The sequence below is a fragment of the Streptomyces sp. NPDC058665 genome, assembly GCF_042714995.1.
Taxonomy (GTDB): domain Bacteria; phylum Actinomycetota; class Actinomycetes; order Streptomycetales; family Streptomycetaceae; genus Streptomyces.
This window is the reverse complement of record NZ_JBHXRX010000026.1, coordinates 22,481-43,730: the sequence shown is the minus strand read 5'-3', so window position 1 is coordinate 43,730 and position 21,250 is coordinate 22,481. Positions and strand designations below refer to the sequence as shown.

At 70.3% G+C, this 21,250-nt stretch carries 18 protein-coding genes; 5 read left to right on the top strand and 13 right to left on the bottom strand.

The genetic code is table 11. The annotated features are described in order from the left end of the window. Nucleotide 1 precedes the first annotated feature (1 nt). The 5 genes from ACFWV8_RS18865 to ACFWV8_RS18845 all read right to left on the bottom strand — a co-directional run bounded on the left by ACFWV8_RS18865 (nucleotide 2) and on the right by ACFWV8_RS18845 (nucleotide 5,006). Nucleotides 2-1,978: a copper resistance CopC/CopD family protein gene (locus ACFWV8_RS18865; RefSeq protein ID WP_384203111.1), complete on the bottom strand. Its 1,977-nt coding sequence runs from the start codon at nucleotides 1,976-1,978 to the stop codon at nucleotides 2-4. 14 nt (nucleotides 1,979-1,992) lie between these two features. Beyond that, a complete protein-coding gene (locus tag ACFWV8_RS18860; protein ID WP_384203273.1) occupies nucleotides 1,993-2,433 on the bottom strand; it encodes a copper chaperone PCu(A)C in 441 nt (146 codons plus the stop codon). A 62-nt stretch (nucleotides 2,434-2,495) separates the two neighbouring features. Continuing rightward, nucleotides 2,496-3,158: an SCO family protein gene (locus ACFWV8_RS18855; RefSeq protein ID WP_384203108.1), complete on the bottom strand. Its 663-nt coding sequence runs from the start codon at nucleotides 3,156-3,158 to the stop codon at nucleotides 2,496-2,498. Between the two features lie 40 nt (nucleotides 3,159-3,198). Beyond that, entirely contained in the window at nucleotides 3,199-4,041 is an 843-nt protein-coding gene (locus ACFWV8_RS18850; protein ID WP_384203105.1) for a YcnI family protein, read from the bottom strand. Nucleotides 4,042-4,148: 107 nt separating this feature from the next. Next, on the bottom strand, nucleotides 4,149-5,006 hold the full coding sequence (locus ACFWV8_RS18845) for a hypothetical protein (RefSeq protein WP_384203102.1): 858 nt from the start codon (nucleotides 5,004-5,006) through the stop codon (nucleotides 4,149-4,151). Nucleotides 5,007-5,198: 192 nt separating this feature from the next. Here ACFWV8_RS18845 and ACFWV8_RS18840 point away from each other — a divergent pair, with 192 nt between their 5' ends. Beyond that, the gene (locus ACFWV8_RS18840) at nucleotides 5,199-5,684 is read left to right on the top strand and encodes an ATP-binding protein (protein WP_329385184.1); all 486 of its coding nucleotides are present in this window, start codon (nucleotides 5,199-5,201) and stop codon (nucleotides 5,682-5,684) included. Between the two features lie 129 nt (nucleotides 5,685-5,813). Here ACFWV8_RS18840 and ACFWV8_RS18835 read toward each other — a convergent pair whose 3' ends face one another. Together ACFWV8_RS18835 and ACFWV8_RS18830 are read right to left on the bottom strand one after the other, a co-directional pair. Then, complete coding sequence (locus ACFWV8_RS18835; protein ID WP_384203099.1) at nucleotides 5,814-7,385, bottom strand: aminopeptidase P family protein; 1,572 nt, start codon at nucleotides 7,383-7,385, stop codon at nucleotides 5,814-5,816. A 118-nt stretch (nucleotides 7,386-7,503) separates the two neighbouring features. After that, on the bottom strand, nucleotides 7,504-9,018 hold the full coding sequence (locus tag ACFWV8_RS18830; protein WP_384203270.1) for a PP2C family protein-serine/threonine phosphatase: 1,515 nt from the start codon (nucleotides 9,016-9,018) through the stop codon (nucleotides 7,504-7,506). Nucleotides 9,019-9,537: 519 nt separating this feature from the next. Here ACFWV8_RS18830 and ACFWV8_RS18825 point away from each other — a divergent pair. Then, complete coding sequence (locus ACFWV8_RS18825) at nucleotides 9,538-10,221, top strand: bifunctional DNA primase/polymerase (RefSeq protein WP_384203096.1); 684 nt, start codon at nucleotides 9,538-9,540, stop codon at nucleotides 10,219-10,221. Nucleotides 10,222-10,852: 631 nt separating this feature from the next. On the opposite strand, the gene ACFWV8_RS18820 is transcribed toward ACFWV8_RS18825, so the two are convergent. From ACFWV8_RS18820 to ACFWV8_RS18810, 3 genes are all read right to left on the bottom strand, one after another. After that, on the bottom strand, nucleotides 10,853-11,833 hold the full coding sequence (locus ACFWV8_RS18820) for a DUF5926 family protein (RefSeq protein ID WP_384203093.1): 981 nt from the start codon (nucleotides 11,831-11,833) through the stop codon (nucleotides 10,853-10,855). Nucleotides 11,834-11,988: 155 nt separating this feature from the next. Beyond that, a complete protein-coding gene (locus tag ACFWV8_RS18815; RefSeq protein WP_384203090.1) occupies nucleotides 11,989-12,591 on the bottom strand; it encodes an ATP-binding protein in 603 nt (200 codons plus the stop codon). A gap of 75 nt (nucleotides 12,592-12,666) precedes the next feature. Further along, the gene (locus ACFWV8_RS18810) at nucleotides 12,667-13,476 is read right to left on the bottom strand and encodes a glycerophosphodiester phosphodiesterase (RefSeq protein WP_329385198.1); all 810 of its coding nucleotides are present in this window, start codon (nucleotides 13,474-13,476) and stop codon (nucleotides 12,667-12,669) included. A gap of 269 nt (nucleotides 13,477-13,745) precedes the next feature. Between ACFWV8_RS18810 and ACFWV8_RS18805 the strand changes: the two genes are divergently transcribed. Together ACFWV8_RS18805 and ACFWV8_RS18800 are read left to right on the top strand one after the other, a co-directional pair. After that, entirely contained in the window at nucleotides 13,746-15,245 is a 1,500-nt protein-coding gene (locus ACFWV8_RS18805) for a trypsin-like peptidase domain-containing protein (protein ID WP_384203087.1), read from the top strand. A gap of 203 nt (nucleotides 15,246-15,448) precedes the next feature. Continuing rightward, nucleotides 15,449-16,570, top strand: a complete 1,122-nt coding sequence (locus ACFWV8_RS18800; protein ID WP_384203084.1) for an asparaginase — start codon at nucleotides 15,449-15,451, stop codon at nucleotides 16,568-16,570. On the opposite strand, the gene ACFWV8_RS18795 is transcribed toward ACFWV8_RS18800, so the two are convergent. From ACFWV8_RS18795 to ACFWV8_RS18785, 3 genes are all read right to left on the bottom strand, one after another. Beyond that, a complete protein-coding gene (locus ACFWV8_RS18795; RefSeq protein WP_384203082.1) occupies nucleotides 16,554-16,766 on the bottom strand; it encodes a hypothetical protein in 213 nt (70 codons plus the stop codon). The two genes, ACFWV8_RS18800 and ACFWV8_RS18795, sit on opposite strands and share 17 nt — an antisense overlap. Nucleotides 16,767-16,794: 28 nt before the next feature. After that, complete coding sequence (locus tag ACFWV8_RS18790; protein ID WP_384203079.1) at nucleotides 16,795-17,433, bottom strand: dihydrofolate reductase family protein; 639 nt, start codon at nucleotides 17,431-17,433, stop codon at nucleotides 16,795-16,797. Nucleotides 17,434-17,581: 148 nt separating this feature from the next. Then, on the bottom strand, nucleotides 17,582-19,300 hold the full coding sequence (locus tag ACFWV8_RS18785; protein ID WP_384203076.1) for a hydrogenase maturation protein: 1,719 nt from the start codon (nucleotides 19,298-19,300) through the stop codon (nucleotides 17,582-17,584). Nucleotides 19,301-19,751: 451 nt separating this feature from the next. On the opposite strand from ACFWV8_RS18785, the gene ACFWV8_RS18780 reads away from it, so the two are divergent. Then, nucleotides 19,752-21,245 (top strand): cytochrome bc complex cytochrome b subunit, encoded by a 1,494-nt coding sequence (locus ACFWV8_RS18780; RefSeq protein WP_384203073.1) that lies wholly within the window; start codon nucleotides 19,752-19,754, stop codon nucleotides 21,243-21,245. Nucleotides 21,246-21,250: the final 5 nt, after the last annotated feature.

The following is a 21,250-nucleotide window of genomic DNA, read 5'->3' as shown; positions in this document are numbered from 1 at the left end:
GTCAACCGATCTTCACGTTCTTCTCGATGGTGGTCTGGTCGATGTCCGAGGTCCGCACGGTCACCTGGAAATGCCATTCGCCCGGCATCGGGATCTGTACGGTGCTCGAACTCCAGTGTCCCGGTGCCAGAAGTTCGGGGACGACGGGGAGGGGGCCGATCTGTTCGGACTTGAGGGTGTACGCGACCTTCACCTCGGGCACGTCCATCGGCTTGCCGTCCGGGCCGTCGACCCAGACGTGCATGACGTTGCCGCCGGGGCTCGCGGGGTCGACGGTGAGCCGCACCGTGCCCTTGCCCTTCGCGCCGCCGGTGTCGAACGGCGCGGTGATCTCCACGGGACCGGCGGGCGCGGCAGGCGCGGCGGCGGCCGTGCCCGAGCGGCCGACTTCCTTCTCCTGTGTACGTCCGGGCTCGGTGCCCGTCAGCGCGGTCGTGACGGCGAGCACCACAAGGGCGACGCACGCCTCCGTAAGGACGGAGCGGCGCAGCCCGGACCGCTCGGTGTCGGCGTCGCGGACGCGCTTCTTACGGGCGGTGGCCAACGCGGTCCGCTGACGGGCGAGTTGAGCGGCGCGCCCGGGATCCGCCCCGCCCTCGGCCCCGCCCTCCGCTTCGGCTTCCGCTTCTTCGCCGGCCTCGGTCTCGGCTTCGGTCCCGGTTTCGCTCTTGGCGTGCTCGCGCAGCAACCCGGTCCAGCGCCGCGAGAACCAGGCGGCACCGAGCAGTACGGCGATCAGCGCGACCTTGGACAGCAGGAGCTGCCCGTACGACGTACCGGTCAGCGCCGACCACGAGCCGACCTGCCGCCACGACTGGTAGAGCCCGGTCGCGGCCAGGACGACCACGCTGCCGAAGGCGATCCGCGAGAAGCGCCGCACGGCGGCGCGTTCGATGTCCGGTGTCCGGTAGAGGGCGACCAGCAGTGACACGAGGCCGCCGAGCCAGGCGGCCACGGCCAGCAGATGCAGTACGTCGAGCGGCATGGCGAGACCGGTCTGGATCCCGGTCGACGCGTGCTCGGACAGTGCCCAGGTCCCGGCGATGCCCGCGGCGACGACCGTCCCGCCCAGGCCGAGCCCGAAGGTGAGGTCGGCCTTCGCCTTCCCCGCGTCGGGCACCGCGTCGGACCCGGCCCCAGACCCCTCCCCGGACTCCGCTTCCGATTCCGCTACACGCTTCGCGTACGCGCCGAACAGCACCGCGATGAAGAGCGCCGCCGCGCCGAGCAGCAGCAGCCGCGAGACGAGCGCCGCCCCCGTCTTGGTGTCGAGTACGTCGGTCAGCCCGCCGAGGTCGAACGCGTCGCCGAGCTTCCCGGACCCGGTGTACGGCGTCCTCAGTAGGAGGAGGACGAGTGTCGCCGCGGTCAGGGTGACCCAGCCGCCGACGACGAGGCGTTGCAACGGCCGTACGGACGAGCCGCGTTGCCAGCAGGCGAGGACGAACGCCGCACCGCCGACGAGCAGCACGAACCCGGCGTACGAGATGTAGCGCACCGTGTCGTACAGGAAGCCGACCAGTCCGCCCCCGGCCTTCTGGTCGGGCACGGTGGCCGTGGTCTTCGACGGCGCTCCCACGGAGAAGGTGAACGCCCCCGACACGGGATGGCTGTCGGCGGAGACCGCCTGCCACGCCACGGTGTACGTACCGTCCGGCAGTCCGGGCTTGAGGTCCACCGCGTAGCGGACGGTCCCGCCCCCGCTCAGATCACGCATCTTCGCGACGTCGACGCGCTTGCTGGTGGGGTCGAGGACCCGGATGGAGTCGTCGCCCATGGCGATCTGTTCGGAGAAGGTGAGCGCGACCTCCTTGGGAGCGACATCGACCACCGCCCCGTCCTTCGGATCGCTGCCCGTGAGCGCCGCGTGCGCCGACGCCGTACCGGAGAGCGCGCCGAAGAGACCGACGATCAGTACGGCGGTGATGAGCAGCAGCCGTATGGGCCGTGTTCCGAAGCGGGGGGCGGTGGCCGTCATGGTGAGTCAGTCCCTCAGTGCCGCGTGGGGTTGTAGGTGGTCTCCTTGACGGGAAGGTCGACCTCGATCGGGCCGGTCTTCTCGAAGTGCAGTTCCACCGAGATCTGTTGGCCTTCTTCCAGCTTCTTCTTCAGGCCCATGAACATCAGATGGTTGCCGCCGCGCGCCAGATTCAGCTCGCCGCCGGCCGGGATGGCGAAGGACTTCACCTGCCGCATCTTCTGGTCCTTCGTCTCGTGGATCGTGACGTCGTCCGAGATGTCGCTGGTGACGGAGGTGAGCTTGTCCGCAGCGCCACCGCTGTTGGCGACCGTGAGAAAGCCGGACGCCATGTCGCTGACGGGCCGGGGCATGAACGCCCCGGTGACCTTCAACTGAGGCTCGTCCTCGGACGCGTCCGCCGACGAGCACCCGGCGAGCGAGGCCACCGACGCCAGTGACACCGCGGACACCAGCACCGCCCCGGCGACCGGGCGGCGAATCGCCCCTCGGCGTACGGGACGGCCGCCGCGCCCCCTCACGGGGTCTCGCCCTTGATGAGTTTCGGCAGGTCTTCCGTGTAGTCGTCGGCCGTCGTGTCCTCGCCGTACAGGACGTAACCGCCGTCTGTCTTCGGCGAGAACGCGATGACCTGCGCCCCGTGCATGGAGACGACGGAGCCGTCCTTCTCCTTGGTGGCCGGCTCGATCCCGATGCCGACCTGGCGCGCGCCGGCCTGGATGGTCGGGAAGTCGCCGGTGAGGCCGACGAACGACGGGTCGCCCGCGCTCGGCAGCCACTTGGCGAGTTCGGCGGAGGTGTCCCGCTCGGGGTCGGTCGTGACGAACACGACCTGGAGCTTGTCCTGGTCGGCCTTCGGGAGCGCCTTCCTGGCGATGGCGATGTTGCTCATCGTCAGCGGGCAGACGTCGGGGCAGTGCGTGTAGCCGAAGTAGATCAGCGTCGGCTTGCCCTTGGTCTCCTCGCGGAAGTCGTACGTCTTGCCTTCGGTGTCCTTCAGGACGAGGTTCGGCTTCTCGAAAGGCTTGTCGAGAACGGTCGCCGCCTTTGTCTTCGGCTGGGCGGAGACGTCCGCCACCGGCTTCGACGCGGCGTCGTCGCCGCCGCTTCCGCAGGCGGACAGGGTGAGTGCCGCGACCGCCGCGAGTGCGGCGGCGGTGAGCACGGTCTTCTTGCGCATGGAGGTAGTTCCCATTGGTGGAGTACGGGTCGCCCGCTGATCAGCTGGCGGGGGTGCCGGTGGACGGGTTACGGCGGCGTCCGCCCAGGACGCCGTAGGCGACACCGGCCACACCGATGACGATGCCTGCGATGCCGAGGCCCCGGGCCAGGCCGTCGCTGCTGTCGGAGGAGGCGGCGCTCTCGGTGGCCGCGCCCTCGCTCTCGGCCGACGCCTTGTCGGCTCCGGCCTTGGCGGCGTCGCTCGCCTTGGCGCCCGCCGCGGCGCCGTGGCCGTTCTCGGATGCGGCGGTCAGGGTCAGCACCGGCGCCGGGCTCTCGGGCTCGGCGCCCTCGGTCGGGGCGTCGATCCAGCGCACGACCTCGTCGTTGTCGTACGTCTGGAGGGTCTTGAAGACCAGTTGATCGGCGTCCTCGGGCAACTGGCCGACGGAGAGCGGGAACTGCTGGAAGTAGCCGGGCGCGACCCCGCCGCCGGCCGCTGCGGTCCAGGTGACCTTCGACACGGCTTCGGTGATCTGCTTGCCGTGCATCTCGATGGGCTTGGCGAGCTTGCTCTTGGTGACGGCGATCTTCCAGCCGGGCACGGCCTGCGGTGACACCGAGGCCAGCGGGTGCTCGGTCGGGAAGTTCACTTCGAGCTTGACGGTCGACGCGTCGTCGCGCTCGTTCGGCACCTTGAAGTTGACCGTCGCGTAACCGCCCTTGGTGGCTTCGCCGACCGGCTGCACACCGACGTGCGCGAGGGCGGGGCCGGCGAGCAGCACGACGGCGGTCGCGGCGACGCCGCCGACGACCGCCACGCGGCGTGCGGCGCGGGTACGGCCGGTGGTGGACGGCCGCGGGACGGCGTGACGAGACGTGTTCGTACGAGAGGCGTTCATGACAGGAGACACTCCACGGTGTGGGGGAGACGTTGGGCCGCGCGCGGATACGCGACGGCATCGCGACGTCACCGCCCTACGTACTCCGTACGGAAGGTGTCGTCGCGTCAGGCGGCGAGAGCGAGTCCGGCCGGCGGGCCGCGCCTGATCACCGAGTGCTGGAGTGCCTCCCCCGCGTACGGCGGCGGAGTGTCGTGGCGCGGGCCCGGCCGGGCGGCCGGCCCGGGAGCGGGCGTGAGCGGGAGCCCGACGCTCAGGGCCCGTACGAGGCCGAGGGCGGCCCGCAGCGCCCGCAGCCGCGCCTTGTCCGCGACGACCTCACCGAAGCCGTCGCCGAGGCCCTGGGAGGAGAGCGCGGCGAGCCGGGCAAGCGCGAGGTCGCCGCGGCGCATGAGCCAGCCGGTCGCGAGGGCCGCCAGCAGATGCGCGAGGAACATGGGCAGGGTCGGCAGCTCGGGCAGCAGCCCGCCGGCGCCGCCGGTCCCACCGGCCGCCGCGTGCGCGGCTGTTCCGGCGGACGCGCCGTGCAGGTGACCGCCCTGCGCGAGTCCGCCGCCGACCGTGGCGGGGTCGATCCCGGCGTCGGTCACGATGCGGCGCGCGTCCGCAGCGCTGAGCGAGGCCGGGCCGGCGCCGCAGATCAGCTTGGCCGCGACACGGATCAGTACGTCGTCGGCGCCGCCTCGCATCGTGAGGCGGTGCTGGCTCATCCCGAACAGGGCGTGCAGCGCGAGCTGTCCACCCGTCAGCGCGAGCGCGATGGCGGGCAGCGAACGCACACGTCCGGCGAGCGGCGCGGCGACGGCGAACACCCCGGCGAAACCGACGAGGAGCGTCCACCAGGGGACTTCCTGACAGGCCGCGAGCACATGTCCTGTCCCGGACAGCACGACACAGACCGCGGTGAACACCGCGGCCCTCAGGAGCCGCAGACCGGCTCCGGTGTGTGCTGCACGATCCGGCATGGCCGGGTCATCATCGCACTGCGGCCGGCGGCTTCGTACGGCAGGTCCGGAAGATCAGCTTCTGTCCCCTACAACGGCGGGCACCTCATGCGCGTCCGCCGAATGAGTTGTTTCACGCGGGCGATGTGCTTACGAGTCCCCTACAGGGGCAATACGTATCGGTATGTCGAGCTGTGGCCAGGAGGCTGGAGCATGAGCATCTGGTGGTCCCTCCATCTGCGGCGCGAAGCCGCGAGCGTCCCGCTCGCACGCCGTCTCCTGATCGGCACGATGGAGACCGCGGGCGTCGACCCCGACATTTCCTTCGATCTGTCCGTCGCACTGACGGAAGCATGCGCGAACGCCGTCGAGCACGGCGGTGACGACCTGCCCGGTGACCCGTCCCAGCCCTCGGCCGCCTACCGCGTGACCGCCTATCTGGACGGCGAGAAGTGCCGTATCGAGGTGTCCGACTCCGGCCCCGGATTCCCCGCCCGCCGAGCCGTGCCCCGGACCGCGGCCCTGGCCGCCTTCACCGCCGAGAACGGCCGTGGGCTCTCCCTGATCGAGCAGCTGGCCGACCACGTCCACTTCCGCAACCGGCCGGGGCGGGGAGCGGTCATCAGCTTCGACAAGATCCTGAAGTGGCGCGAGGAGACTCCGCTGGTGGCCCTGGGCGGTACGACCGCCGGAGTCTGAGCCGGCGCCCCTGCCGCCTCATGGACGCGCCGGCCCGGCCGCGCGCGAGGCACGGCCGGGCCGGTGACCGGTGACTGTCCAGCAGCTCCGGCTACTCCGGCGAGTGTCCGGAGCCGGGATGATCCCGGGTCAGCCCTGCTTGACGGCCGCCATCCAGGTCTCCACGTCGGCGGACGTACGCGGCAGACCGCCCGACAGATTCCGGTTGCCGTCCTCCGTGACCAGGATGTCGTCCTCGATCCGGACCCCGATGCCCCGGTACTCCTCCGGCACCGTGAGGTCGTCCGCCTGGAAGTAGAGCCCCGGCTCGACCGTGAGGCACATTCCGGGCTCCAGCGTCCCGTCCACGTACGCCTCCGTCCGCGCCGCCGCGCAGTCGTGGACGTCCAGGCCGAGCATGTGACCCGTGCCGTGCAGCGTCCAGCGGCGCTGGAGGCCCAGCTCCAGCACCCGCTCGACCGGGCCTTCGATCAGGCCCCACTCGACGAGCCTCTCGGCGAGCACCCGCTGGGAGGCGTCGTGGAAGTCCCGGTACTTCGCGCCCGGCTTCACCGCGGCGATACCGGCTTCCTGCGACTCGTACACCGCGTCGTAGATCTTGCGCTGGAGGTCGTCGAACCGGCCGTTGATCGGCAGTGTGCGTGTGACGTCCGCGGTGTAGAGGGTGTGGGTCTCCACGCCCGCGTCGAGCAGGAGCAGATCGCCGGGGCGTACGTCCCCGTCGTTGCGCACCCAGTGCAGGGTGGTGGCGTGCGGTCCGGCCGCGCAGATCGAGCCGTAGCCGATGTCGTTGCCCTCCACCCGGGCCCGCAGAAAGAACGTTCCCTCGATGTAGCGCTCGCTGGTCGCCTCGGCCTTGTCGAGGGTCCGTACGACGTCCTCGAAACCGCGGACGGTCGAGTCGACGGCCTTCTGGAGCTCGCCGATCTCGAAGTCGTCCTTCACCGCGCGCGCCTCGGACAGAAAGACGCGCAGCTCGCTGTCCCGCTCCGCGGTGACCTTGTCCTCCAGCGCGGCCTCGACGGACGCGTCGTGCCCGCGGACGACCCGCACCGGGCCCGTGGCCTCGCGCAGCGCCTCGGCCAGCTCGCGTACGTCCTTCGCGGGCAGGCCGAGCAGCTGCTCGGCCTCGGCGAGCGAGTGCCTGCGGCCGACCCACAGCTCGCCGTAGCGGCCGTCGAGCCAGAACTCGCCGTTGCCCCGGTCGGAGCGGGGGACGAGATAGATCGTCGCCCGGTGGCCGTCGCCGCCGGGCTCCGGCTCCAGCACGAGGACGCCGTCCTCGCTCTGGTCACCGGTGAGATACGCGTACTCGGTGGAGGGACGGAAGCTGTACTCCACGTCGTTCGACCGGGTCTTCAGGCCGCCCGCGGGGATCACCAGGCGGTCGCCCGGGAATCGCGCGGACAGGGCGGCACGGCGGGCAGCCGCGTACGGCGCCTGCGCGACGGGCTCCAGGTCGCGGAGCTCGGTGTCGGCCCAGCCCGACTTCATGTTCTCGGCCAGCTCGTCGGACACGCTCACATACAGGCCGTTCTTGCGCTGCTTCACGGGCTTGCCGGCCGACGCCTCGTCGGCGTCGTCGAGCACTGTGTCCTGGTCTCCCAGCGATTCCGGGGTCTCCGGTGTTGTCGGGATGAGCTCCTCGGCCACGGTCTGCCTCCTCTGTACGACATTGGACCTTTCGGGTCCCGGCACCATCGTATGTCTGTACGGGCGGCTGGCCAGGGGGCCTGTGGACAACTCGTCAGGCGGGTGGACCACAGGGGGTGTGCCGTTCGGAGCAGGCCGGAGAGGGATCCTCCGGTTCTGCCCGGGTTCACTCGAAGCGGACCGCGAGCATCACGATGTCCTCCGCGCTCCCGCGCGTTTCCGGACCGCGCGCGTCCGCCCCGCCGGGGAGCACCAGCCGCAGCACATGGTCGGCGATCGCCCCCGGATCGTCCCGCAGGCTCCTGGGCACGCTCGCGGCCGCCGCGTGCAGCCGGGCGAAGGCCCGGTCCATCGGGTCGCCGGTACGGCGCAGCAGGCCGTCCGTGTAGAGCAGCACCGTTTCCCCCGGCGCGGGTGAGAGCCCCACGCTCGGCGCCTCCCAGCAGGACAGCATTCCCAGCGGCGCCGACAGGGTCGTCTCGACGAACTCCGTACGCCGCTCCCCCACGATCAGCGGCGGCGCGTGTCCGGCACCGGCCAGCACGATCCTGCGCAGCGCCGGCTCGGCGTAGGCGAAGAGCGCGGTGGCGGTGCGCGCGGGCTCGGTCAGCCGCAGCAGCAGTTCGAGGTCGGACAGTACGGCGACGGGATCCTCGCCCTCCATCACCGCGTACGCCCGCAGGGAGGCGCGCAGCCGTCCCATCGCGGCCAGGGCGCTCGGCCCCGATCCGCTCACGGAGCCGACGGCCAGCCCCAGCGCGCCGTCGGGCAGCGGCAGCGCGTCGTACCAGTCGCCGCCGCCGTCCCCGCCCGCCCGGTGGCGTACGGCGAGCCGTACCCCGGGAACGCGGGGGAGCCGGCCCGGCAGCAGCTCGTCGGCGATCGTCGTCTCACGCGCGCGGGAGGACTCCAGCTCCAGGAGGCGCGCCAGATGCTCGGCGGCGTACCGGGCGTAGAGACCCACCAGATGGCGCTGCCTTTCGACCGGTTCGGCGGGTTCGTCGTAGAACCAGACCGCGGCGCCGATCCGGCCCGCCGTCTCGGCGGCGAGAGAGACCGCGTACGTCGCGCTGTAGCCGAGCCGGACGGCCACGTCACGGTGGCGCGGGTCGAGGCCCGGGTCGCCGAGGACGTCTCCTACGGACTCGGCAGCGGTCGCGGGCTCCGTGGTCTCGTCGAGCAGCCTTCCGTAGGAGGTCGCGGCGCGCGGCACGGTCTCCAGCTGTCCGAGGTCTCCATGGCTGAAACCGAGTCCTACGGTCGTACGGGGGAAGTGCTCGTCCGCGCGGGACGCCGGTTCGAGGACGACCAGGCCGCGCGAGGAGCCGACGAGGGCGGCGCCCGCCCGTACGACCTCGTTGAGTGCCGCGTCCACCGAACCGGTCCTGGCCAGGCGTTCGGTGAGTTCGTGGAGGGTGGTCAGATCGGAGACCCAGCCGGCGAGCCGGTCCTGGATCATCACCACCGGCGCGCCGGTGGGCTTGTCGAGGGGCGCGACAGTGTGCGCGGGAGCCGGAACTGCTGAATCGATTCCAGCCACTTTCGGCATGTGCGGAGCGCTCATGGCAACCGGCTTTCTGACTGGTGCGTTTCGCGCAATAGCATCGCAAACCACCAGGTGATTCTGCGCCACTATCAGTGCATCCACATGTACACGCACAACTGAGGCGATGTCCAGCATTGTCATGGCGGAACAACTGGTGTCTGTGCGACGGTTAACTTGGCGAGAAAATGACCCCAGCGCAGTATTCTGCGATCGACTGAGGGGACTCGACAGGGGCCTCCCCGGTGAAGCGCAGGCGACATCGAGGAGGAGCGTCATTCCGCACGTGACGGGTACGTGAACGGTGACGGACAGGGGCAGTTGGGACGGCCCCGGAACCTGACGGACGGCTCCGGCGTCTTAACCGCCGTAGCCCGCGCGCCATCCCGGAGTGGCAGGACTGTCACAGCACGACGGCAGACCATTGAGTGCGCCACCCATCGCCACGCGTTAACGAAGACAGACTGCGTTCGGCCCAGGAGCGGTGAGCCCTGCCGCAGGTTGGCGAAGTCCGACTGTGCCCCGTCCAAAGGGGCGGCGGAGCGTCGACGACATGCGTCGACTGTACGCACAGCGATACGCACAGTGAAGCCATGCACACAGATTTTCCGGTGTGGCATGGGGACCTCGGCGTTCAACGGAAAGGAACGAGCGCTCATGCGCGAGATCCTCGGAAGGCGACGCAGGCTCCTGTTCAGGCGCAAGGGGATGCCTGCCCCACTCGAAGCGGCGCTGACCTGCGCCACGGCGTGGCAGTGGCCCGTACTTCCCGGAGCCGGCCTCAAGACGTCCGGCGGCCGGGGTGATCGTGGCCGTGGCTGCGCCTGCCCGGATCCCGAGTGCGCCGTACCCGGCGCGCACCCCTTCGACCCAGGCCTGCTGGCCGCCACGACAGACGAACGCATGGTGCGCTGGTGGTGGGCCAACCGGCCCACGGCCCCGATCGTGCTCGCCACCGGGGGCACCGCGCCCTGCGCGGTGAGTCTGCCCGCGGCCGCGGCGGAGCGTGCGCTGGTGGCACTGGACGAGATGGGGATGCGCCTCGGCCCGGTCGTGGCGACCCCCACGCGCTGGTCGCTGCTGGTGGCCCCGTACACCCTGGAACGGCTCGGTGAGCTGCTCTTCGCCAAGGACTGGGTGCCCAGTTCGCTCCGCTTCCACGGCGAGGGCGGCTATCTGGTGCTCCCGCCGTCCGAGGCGGTCGGCGGTCAGGTCCGCTGGGAGCGGGCGCCACTGCCCGGCTCGGCGTCGCCGTGGCTGCCGGACGTGGAGGCGGTCGTGGACGCGCTGGTCGAGGCGAGTACGAGCGCGCCGGACGGCGGCAGCAGGCTCGCGTACTGAACACGGGGGCGCCGGGGTGCCTGCGCACCCCGGCGCTCACGTCGTGTGACGGGATCGGCCCCCAGACCCACGTTCCGGACGGGAACGGGGGTACCCGGGGCCGTACGTGCCACCGAAATGCGTCAGGTGATGAATTGCTTTCCGCGTTCGGCCTGATGGGGCCGGAGGGGCGCACCGTGCGGTCCCACCGCGTGGCCGAAGACGGCGACGAGCCGGGTTCTTGTGAAACTCCGCGTGAACATACGGCGGGAAAGCCCGAGCGGTACCGGACGGTGGCCGAGTTCGCGGAAAGTGACGAGGAGACCGGGCCGCTTGTGGCTCGGATCGGGCAGTAACTCGGCTGCTCGCCCGGCCAGTTGAGGGGTCGGGTCCGCTTCGCGGTAGCGACGGCCGGGAAGCCCCCGACGCCGCCGCAACTCTGCAGTCTCCACTCCGGAAATTACAGGAAGGGCGCCGGGGAACGAAGGCGCCCGGTCGCTGGCGACGGGGGATGCACCAGCGACCGGGCTTCTAGAACGGTAACAAGAGATCGGCGGTTAGCAAATTCGATCTGATGTATTCGGACAAGAAATTACTTGCCGGTACGGGCAGTTGTGACCACTGTCACTGAGTGCGACGGCGCCCGTCACGCTCAGCTGAGGGTCACTTGACGGTTGGTGAGACCGCCCCGCGCGCGCCGCTCGTCCCCGGTCAGCGGAGCGTCCACCGCGAGGGCGGCCGACAGCCGTTCCTGGAGCTCGGCGGCGGGCTTCTCGCAGTCCTCCGCGCGCATCGCGCTCGGCAGGTCCCAGACCGGGACCGTCAGCCCGTGCGCCCGGAAGGAGCCGACGAGCCGCGTCCCCTCACCGAGGCTCGACGTGCCTGCGGCGTGCAGCCGGGCGAGCGCGTCGAGCAGCTTCTCCTCCGGGTGCGGCATGACCCACCGCAGATGGTTCTTGTCGGGTGTCTCGCACCAGTACGCGGCGTCCGTGCCGGTGAGCTTGACCGTCGGAATCGCCGCGGCGTTGGCGCGCTCCAGCGACGCCGTCACCTCGGGGGTCGTGTTCTCGGCGTCCGGCACCCAGAACTCGAAGCCGGGGTGGACGACCGGCGCGAAGCCGGCCGCCGGGTCCAGCAGGTCCTGCAGGCGCGGCCCGTCGGCCGGAACGCGCTGCGCGGCGACAGGGTTGCCCGGCTCGGCGGTCAGTGCCCGCCGGAGCGTGTCGGCGAGGTCGCGGCTGAGGTCGCCGGACGACGTGTCGTTCTGGAGGGCCAGCAGGACGGAGCCGTCGTCGCGGCGCAGCGCGGGCCAGGCCATCGGCAGGACGGTCGCGAGCGTCACGGACGGTACACCGTCGGGCAGGCCGCCCTTGAGCGTCAGTTCGGCCGTCGCGGCGGGCACCAGCTCGCGCAGCGCGATCCAGTCGCACTCGCCGGCCAGCCCCTCGAAGGGGCGCTGGACCAGCTCGGTGACGGCGTGGGCGGCTTCCCGGCCGTGACAGGCCTTGTAGCGGCGGCCCGAGCCGCACGGGCAGGGTTCGCGGGCGCCCACGACCGGAATCGGCCCGTCCGTGAGCTGAGCTTTCGCGGACTGAGCCTTCGCGGCCTTGGTCTGGGGGCGCTTCTTGGCCATGGTGGCTTCTCCCGTTGGCGGCAGTGCGGTGTCGGCGCGAGCCTAGCCGTACCGCGTATCGCCATGGGCGCAACGCCCCTTCGGGGAGCGCCGGGTGGGGCGCGTACGGGGCTGTCCGCCGGTACGTCCGCCCGCTCGTCGGCTCAGCCGGAAGCTCAGTCGTCGGCCGAGTCGAACGCGTCGGCGAAGTCCAGTCCGGGGACGTCGACGCGCGTAGCGAAATCGTCGGGCCGGTGTCCATCCGTGACGATGACCCACACCGTCACCTCGCCGGCGGAGCCGTTCCGTACGCCCCAGTCCTGGGCGAGCGAGCTGATGATGTTGAGACCGCGCCCGCCGCGCGCGGTGACCGAGGGTGTGGCCGGAACAGGTCGCGTCGGGCCGCCGCCGTCCGTCACCTCGACGGTCAGCCGGCCCGCTCCGTCGACCTCCCAGGCCGCGCGTACGTCGCCGTCGCCGATCTCCGCCCGGCCCAGCGGCCTGCCGTGCCGGCAGGCGTTGCTCAGCAGTTCGGAGAGGATCAGTACGGCGTCGTCGACGACCGTGTCCGACATCCCCCGGCGGCGCAGCTGCTCGCGCATCCGATGTCTCGCCTGTCCCACGCCCGCAGGGCCATGGGGAACGGCCATGCTCGACGACGTGGGCACTTCGTGTGCCACCACAAACGCCACCCCCGAGACCTCCTTTGCCCCACGCCACGGTGTGAATGCCCCAATGGCCTGGACCGGAAACCGGCCAAGGGAAGACCAGTGACGCACTCAACAGGCTCGAACACGTACCGAACGCGCCGGTGTACTCCAAGTCACCCTCTGTGCACTCCAATCCCCGGCAAATCAGGCAAGGCGCCCCAGTTGGGACAGCACCTGTTTGGGGCGGTTCGTAATGATTGCCTCCACTCCGAGGCTCGCGCAGAGTTCGACGTCTTCCGGTTCGTTGACGGTCCAGACGTGGACACGGTGACCCGCTCTGTGCAGCCGTTCCACATAGCCCGGCTGATTGCGCACGATGCGGATGCCGGGCCCCGCGATCCGGGCTCCCGCGGGCAGCCGTCCGTCGCGCAGCCGGGGTGAGACGAACTGCATCAGATAGACGGTCGGCAGTTGCGGCGCCGCGTCGGCGATGCGGTGCAGCGAGCGGGCCGAGAAACTCATGATGCGTACGGGCGACTCCCCGGGGGCCGGACCGTCGAGTCCGAAGCGCTTCAGCGTCTGGAGCAGCCGCTCCTCCACCTGTCCGGCCCAGCGGGTGGGATGTTTGGTCTCGATGGCGAGCTCGATGCGCCGGTCGGTGTCGGCGATGAGTTCGAGCAGGCGCTCCAGCGTCAGTACGGAGGTGAGGGAGCGGTCCTTCCAGTCCGGGCTCTCCTCGCTGTCCATGGTCTCCATCCACGAGCCGAAGTCGAGGGTGGCCAGATCGGCGAGCTCCAGGGCGGAGACGGCGCCGCGTCCGTTGGAGGTGCGGTTCACACGGCGGTCGTGTACGCACACGAGGTGTCCGTCGGCGGTCAGCCGTACATCGCATTCCAGTGCGTCGGCGCCGTCCTCGATGGCCTTCTTGTATGCGGCCAGAGTGTGTTCAGGGGCGTCCTCGGAGGCTCCTCGGTGGGCGACGACCTGGATGCTGGGCTGCCGTGCTTGAGTCACCCCGCCATGGTGTCACCGAGACGGGGTAAGCGTCGGGCGGTGCCCCTCCAGGGCCCTCCTGCGGATGCGTCCCGTTTGTCCAGTAATAAAGGATGGCGGGGAGACACACAGGTCCTGCTTACCGTGGTCTGACGGGCGGTGGGAAAAGCTGAGGGCAGAGACGTACCAGAGACATGTACATGCCGAAGGGGTCTACCGACACCTCAACGCGGCGGAAAACAGCGGAACTCTTGCCGAAGACTGATGCGGAACCTGAGGAGTAAAAGACTGTGAGCACCGAGAACGAGGGCAATGCGGTCCCGTCCGCCCCGTCCGTACCTCCCGTGCCGGTTGCCGCTCCCGAGGGCACGCCCGCGTCCGCCCCGGGGGAGTTCACCCATGAGCGGCAGTACGCGGGGCGGTCGGGCAACCCGGATCAGCCGGGCGATCCCGGTCAGCCGGGCAGGTCCGGTGAGCCCGGTCACGGCTCCGAGCCCACCACGCAGTTGCCCGGAGCCGTACCGGCGTACCACCCCGGCTCGACGGGACCCGGCGGCTCGGCCCCCGACGCCGGATGGCCGCCGCCCCCGCCCCCGCCGAGCCAGCCTCATTACGGAGGCGGCGGCGGATGGGGCGAGCCGCCCGCGTCCGGCCCCCAGCCGTCACGCAAGCGCCCCGGCGGGCTCATCGCCGCGGTCCTCGCGTCGGCGCTGGTCGCCGGTGTGGTCGGCGGCGGGATCGGCTTCTGGGCGGCGGACAACAGCGACGACGGCGTCGGCGGCGGATCGACCACGGTCTCCGCAGCCGACCCGGCCCTCAAGCGCGACGCGGGCAGCACGGCCGCGGTGGCTGGCGAGGCGCTCCCGAGCGTGGTCACCATCACGGCGCAGGGCCAGGGCGGCGACGGCGGCACGGGCACGGGCTTCATCTACGACAAGCAGGGCCACATCCTCACGAACAACCACGTGGTGGCCTCGGCCGCCGACGGCGGAGACCTGACGGCGACGTTCTCCAACGGCAAGGAGTACGCGGCCGAGGTCGTCGGCCGTGCCGAGGGTTACGACGTCGCCGTGATGAAGCTGAAGGACCCGCCGTCCGGGCTGAAGCCGCTGGCGCTGGGCAATTCGGACAAGGTGGCCGTCGGCGACTCGACGATCGCGATCGGCGCGCCGTTCGGGCTCTCCAACACCGTCACCACGGGCATCATCAGCGCCAAGAACCGCCCCGTGGCCTCCGGCGACGGCACCAGCGACAAGAACTCGTACATGAGCGCCCTTCAGACCGACGCCTCTATCAACCCCGGCAACTCCGGCGGTCCGCTGCTGGACGCGCGGGGCGCGGTGATCGGTATGAACTCGGCGATCCAGCCCACGGGCGGCGGCGGTGGCGGTGGCGGCGGCCAGTCGGGCTCGGTCGGCCTCGGCTTCGCCATCCCGATCAACCAGGCGAGGAACGTCGCCGGGGAGCTCATCAGGACCGGCCAGCCCGTCTACCCGGTCATCGGTGCGACGGTCTCCATGTCGGAGGGCGGCGACGGCGCGACGATCTCGGGCGACGACGCGAGCGGCAGCCCGGCGGTGACGCCGGACGGGCCGGCCGCGAAGGCGGGGCTCAAGTCGGGTGACGTCATCACGAAGTTCAACAACGTGCAGATCGACAGCGGTCCGACGCTGATCAGCGAGATCTGGACGCACAAGCCGGGCGACAAGATCAAGATCACCTACACGCGCGACGGCAAGCAGTCGCAGGTCGACGTCACGTTGGGCGAGCGGAAGGGCGACACGCAGTAGGAGCGGGCGGGGGCTGCAGAAGGACGGGCGGGGCGCCGAGTTGGGGTTCGGCCCCGCCCGGCTGTCCGCGTGCGGCCGGTCTTCGCCAGGCGGCTGAGGCACCCGCGAAACGCTGATTTAACCGCGACGGCCGGGCCGTGAAATATGCCTCGGACACCTTTCTCCCAGATCTGACGTAATGACCCGTCCGGGAGAGGTATGGCATGCGAGGAATCCTGCGTCGAACCGCGTTGCTGACGGCGGTCGTCGCCCTGACCGCCGGTACGGCCACCGCCGCCGAACAGCACAAGTCCCCCGCCAAGCGCCCGAAGGTGGCGGTCATCGGCACCGGCGGAACGATCGCCGGAGTGAGCGAGAGCAGGGTGGACTTCCAGGACTACCAGTCCGGCAAGATTCCCATCTCCGAACTCGTGGGCGAGCTGAAGCCGGAGGTGAACGAGATCGCCGACGTGTCCACCGTGCAGTTCGGCAACAAGGGCTCGGGCAGCTACTCCATAGCCGACTTCCGCGAGTTGACCCTGGCGGTCGACAAGGCCCTCCGTACGAATGACGCGGCCGTCGTCACCACCGGCACGGACACGATGGAGGAGTTCGCCTACTGGCTCGATCTGACGGTCCGCAGCGACAAGCCGGTGATCCTCACCGGTGCGATGCGCCCGTGGACCGTCCTCGGTACGGACGGCCCCGCGAACCTCTACAACGCCATCCAGCTCGCCGCCAGCCGTAAGACCACCTGCTTCGGCAGCGTCATCATGCTCAACGACGAGATCCAGGCCGCGCGCGAGGTGCGCAAGACGGACGCGCTGCGCATGGACACCTTCAACAGCGGCGCGAGCGGGTCGCTGGGCGTGGTGGACCAGGAGCGCGTCCGGATCAACAGGGCGCCCGCGCGGGTCGAGAAGTGCGGTAAGCCGGGCTGGCGCACCCCCTTCGACGTCGGCGGCATCGCGGCCAAGGACCTGCCGAAGGTCGAGATCGCGTACAGCTATCAGGGCGCGGGCGGCGAGGCCGTGAAGGCGTTCGCCGACGCGGGCGCGGACGGCGTCGTCACGGCGGGTACGGGCGCGGGCGGCATCTCGTCGTCCATGTCGGCGGCGCGCGCCGACGCCACCAAGCAGGGCGTGGTGTTCGCCTCGACCACGCGTACGGGCAGCGGCGCCGTCTACGACGCGGGAGGCGAGGGCGCGGTGATCGGGGCGGCGGACCTCACCGCGCAGAAGGCCCGCATCCTGCTGCTGCTCTCGCTGGCGAAGACGGACGACGTGGACAAGATCCGCGGGTGGTTCACGACGCTGGGGACGGCGGAGTTCACGAGTCACGGGTAGTCGAGGGGGCGGGCTGGGGACGGCCGGGGCGGGCCTCAGCGCGGGTGACCTCGGCGAGGCGGTCGGTGAGGAAGGCGCGCTCGGCGTCGTTGTCGGCGAGCGCGACGGCCCGCCCGTACGCGACGGCGACGACGGCCCGGTTGAGCGCGACGACCGGGGTCTCCTTCTCGTAGATCGGAATCGCGTACCGCGGCATACCACTCGCCGCCCTCCGGTCCGCCCGTTCACCGCGTGGTTCGCCAGTTGTCCGTCTCCGGGCCCATCGCCCCGTACTCGATCTCGCCGCCCCGCGCGTACGTACTGACGACGACTCCGCTCTCGGACCTGGTGGTGTCGATCAGCTTGAGCCCGGTCGGGACCGTGCCCTTCCCGAACAGCCGCTTGCCGGAACCGATGAGCACCGGGAAGACCAGCAGGTGGTACTCGTCCACGAGGTCGTGCTCGATGAGCGTCTGAAGCAGTTCACAGCTGCCGTGCACCTGGATCTCGCCGCCGTCGCCCTCCTTGAGCGCGGCGACGGCATCGGCGACGTCGCCCGTCAGCAGCGTCGAGTTCTGCCACAACACGGAGTCCAGTGTCCTCGACGCGACGTACTTCGGCATGGAGTTCAGCTTCGACCCGATCGGATCGTCGTCGGCGGCGAGCGGCCAGGCGGCGGCGAAGATCTCGTACGTCCTGCGCCCGAGGAGCAGCGCGTCCGCGCGGCCGACCACCTCGGTCATCCGGTCGAGGAGATCCATCCTGAAGAGCGGCGCGGACCATCCCCCGTGCTCGAACCCGCCGTCGCGGTCCTCGTCACCGCCGCCGGGGGCCTGCATGACCCCGTCGAGGGAGAGGAATGTGGTCACCATCAGCTTTCGCATGCGCGTTTCCTTCGCTCGTTGGCTCACAAGCTCTTCAGCAGCTCGCGGGCTCTTCGGTTCGTACGCTTGAGCCGCCCCCGTGCCGGCGGCCTCACCGACAACGGCGAACGGGACTGCCCGCCATCGACAGGGCGGGAGAAACACATATTCAGGCGGGGACATGAGGCGCGCGGCGCGACACCCCGGTCCGGAGATGGTCCGGCGTCGACGAGGGCTTCGTCTTCCGTACGAAGGCTGAGCGCAGTGCGTGGTACGGCGCGCCGGGATCGAAGAACGTGCGCCGCATCCGGGCCAGTTCCGCCTGTCGGTACGAGCTCAGCGGCGCGACGGCCTCGTCCCTCTCGCGCGCCGCCTTCTTCTTACTGATGCGCTGTTGTGTCCCCGGCGCCGACGCGAGACGGGAGGCGTGGCGCGCGACCGCGGAGCCGAAGTCCTCGGGCGTGCTGTCGATGACGACATCGACCAGCCCGATCTCGCGCGCGCGGGCCGCCGTCACCGGGAGGGCGGCCCGCGTCAGGCGCTCGGCCTCCTCGTCGCCCACCCGGCGGGGCAGCGTGTAGGTCCAGTACTCCGACCCGTACAGCCCCATCAGCCTGTAGTGCGGATTGAGTACGGCCCCGGCCCGGCACCAGACCTGGTCGGCGGCCAGGGCCAGCATGGCGCCGCCGGCCGCCGCGTTGCCGCCCAGCGCGCTCACGAGCAGCCGGTCCGTCGTGGTCAGCAGGGCCGCCACGAGGTCGTTCATGGCGTTGATGTTCGCCCACGACTCCCGCGCGGGGTCGGCGGACGCCTCGATGACGTTCAGATGGATGCCGTTGGAGAAGAAGTCCCGGCCCCCGCCGAGCACCAGCAGCGTGGTCGGCCGGGAGCAGGCGAACTCGTACGCCCGGAGCAGGCGCCGGCACTGCGACGTACTCATCGCGCCGCCCGGGAAGGCGAACGACAGGAAGCCGGCCGGTCCCTCCTCGCGGTAGCGGATGTCACTCCATGTGCGCCGCCCGGCGGGCAGCTCCCAGGGGACGCCGGCCTCGGGCAGCACCGGCATCCGGTCGCCGATGGCGAGTACCGCGGGCAGCTTGAAGGTGGCCGCCTCGCCCGCCTTACGGCGGGGACGCAGCTCGGGGATCCACACCGCGCCGTCCACGGTCGCCCGGCAGATCGCACCGGACCTGGTGGCCAGCAGCTCTCCGGGCTCGCCGCGCAGGGTGTCCTCCGGGTGGCCGCCGTGCAGGTACCACTCCTCTTCGAGGAGTACGTCCAGTACGCCGGGCTGCGAGTCCGCCCCGCGCAGTTTGCGTACGACGGTCCCGGTCGGGTCCGAGGCCCAGTCGATACGCCTGAGACTCTGGTCGAAGTACGGCCGAGCGCACACCGCCGCTCCAGGGGCGTCCTGCGGTCGCGGAACGTAGGTCCCGGAGGCGAAGCGCTCCACCGCGAGCAGCACGGCTTCGATGGCGGCGTCGGACACCTCGTTGCGGTAGAGGTCGCTCTTCCCGACCGCCGGTACGGGACACCGGACGGAGGCCCACACGTCCCCGCCGTCCATCTCCGCCGAGGCTTGGAGGACGGTCACGCCCCAGTCGGCGGCGCCCGTGTGGACGGCCCAGTCCAAGGAGGACGGGCCGCGGTCGCCGGCCGGTCCCGGGTGGACGATCAGACAGACGTGCGCGGACCAGATGTCGGCCGGGATCGCGGTCCTGAGCATGGGGGCGACGACGAGATCGGGGGCGGTGCGACGTACGGCTTCGCGCAAGTGCTCGTCGCCCAGGGCCAGTTCGGCGCGGACGCGGTGCCCGCGGTCCCCGAGCTCGGCGAAGACGCGCTGGGTCAGGCTGTTGAACGCGCTCGCGACCAGCAGGATGTCCACGACAAGCTCCCTCACGCCGACCGGTCGGGGCGGCCCGTACGCCGCCCGTCGCCGATCATGACCCACGCACGGGCTCCGGTCCGCCGCCGACCCGCCAAGCGGCGGAGTGCCGTGCCCCGCGCGCACGAGCGGAATTCCCAATCCCCGTACCGGGAAATTGCCACGTACTAGTGAAAGCGCTCGCGGCACCCATTCGTCACGGCCTTACGAGGTATTGATCTCCCCGGTCTCCCCGGGCGAGGACCGAGTCGAGTACCCCACTGCAAGAGGGCCAGAAAAGATGGGCACCAAGGACCGACCGGCCGAGTCCCGGCAAGGGAATCCACGGCATCAAAGGCGTCTAAGGAATCTAAGGAATCAAAGGCGTGCCGGGCGTACTGGACCTGCCGGGGAGAAGGTCGCTGACTGGGCGGACGGCCGATTGGGCCTCCACAAGGTGGTCAGGGCCACGATGCGAAAGGCTTTCCCGGACCACTGGTCCTTCATGCTCGGGGAAATCTGTCTCTACAGCTTCGTCGTCATCGTCCTCACGGGTGTGTATCTGACGTTCTATTTCCACCCGTCGTCGGCACAGGTCACGTACGACGGCAGCTACGCGCCTCTGCGCGGTCAGCTGGTCTCGGAGGCATTCGACTCGGCGCTGCACATCTCCTTCGACGTCCGCGGCGGCCTTCTCATCCGACAGGCCCACCACTGGGCGGCGTTGGTGTTCGTCGCCGCCGTGCTGGTGCACATGATGCGTGTGTTCTTCACCGGCGCGTTCCGCAAACCCCGCGAGGTCAACTGGCTCCTCGGATTCGCGCTGCTGGTCCTCGCCATGTTCGCGGGGCTGACCGGATACGACCTGCCGGACGACCAACTGTCCGGAACCGGCCTCGCGATCGTGAACGGAACGCTCCTGTCCACCCCGATCATCGGCTCCTACCTGTCGATGTTCCTCTTCGGCGGGGATTTCCCGGGAAACGACCTGGTGGCGCGTTTCAACACCATCCATATCCTGGTGATCCCCGGCCTTGTGGCGGCACTTGTGGTCGCCCACCTGGCCCTGCTGCTCTACCACAAGCACACGCAGTACGCCGGCCCCGGCCGCACGAACAGCAATGAGGTCGGTCTGCCGGTCCAGGTGTACGCGGTGAAATCGGCCGGCTATTTCTTCATGGTCTCCGCCGTGATCTTCATTGCGGGAGCCATCGCGCAGATCAACCCCATCTGGCTGTACGGCCCTTACCGGCCCGACCAGGTATCGGCTGGCTCACAACCCGACTGGTACATGGGTGTGGCCGACGGACTTCTCCGCGTCATGCCCGGCTGGGAGATCAATTACCTGGGCCACACCCTGGCGCTCGACAACTTCCTCCCCTTGCTGGCCGGCGTCGGCCTTTTCCTTGCCATGGGCGTATATCCCTTCATCGAAGCCTGGGCCACCGGCGACGACCGCGAACAGAACCTCCTCGACCGCCCCCGCGACCGCCCGGTCCGCACCGGGCTCGGTGTCGCGTGGCTGAGCGTCTACCTGGTGGCCCTGCTCGGCGCGGCGAACGACCTGATCGCCACCCATTTCCATCTCTCCGTCAACACGGTGACATGGGCGGTCCGTTTCGGCCTGTTCGCGGTCCCGCCGGTCACCTACGTGATCGCGAAGCGCTGCGCCCTCGGCCTCCAGCGCCGCGACCGCGAGAAGGTCCTGCACGGCCGCGAGACGGGTGTCATCAAGCGCCTGTCGTACGGCGAGTTCGTCGAGATCCATGAACGCCTCACCCCGGCCCAACTCCACTCGCTCACGGCCCACGAACAGTACGAGCCCCTTCCCCCGCCCCCGGAACGGGCCTGGACGGGGCGCCTCCGCACCCGGCTCAGCCGCGCCTACTACGGCTCCGCCGCACAGATCACCAAACCCACGGCCCGCGAATACGAGGAACTCACCGGCGGCCACGGACCACGTTGAGGAAC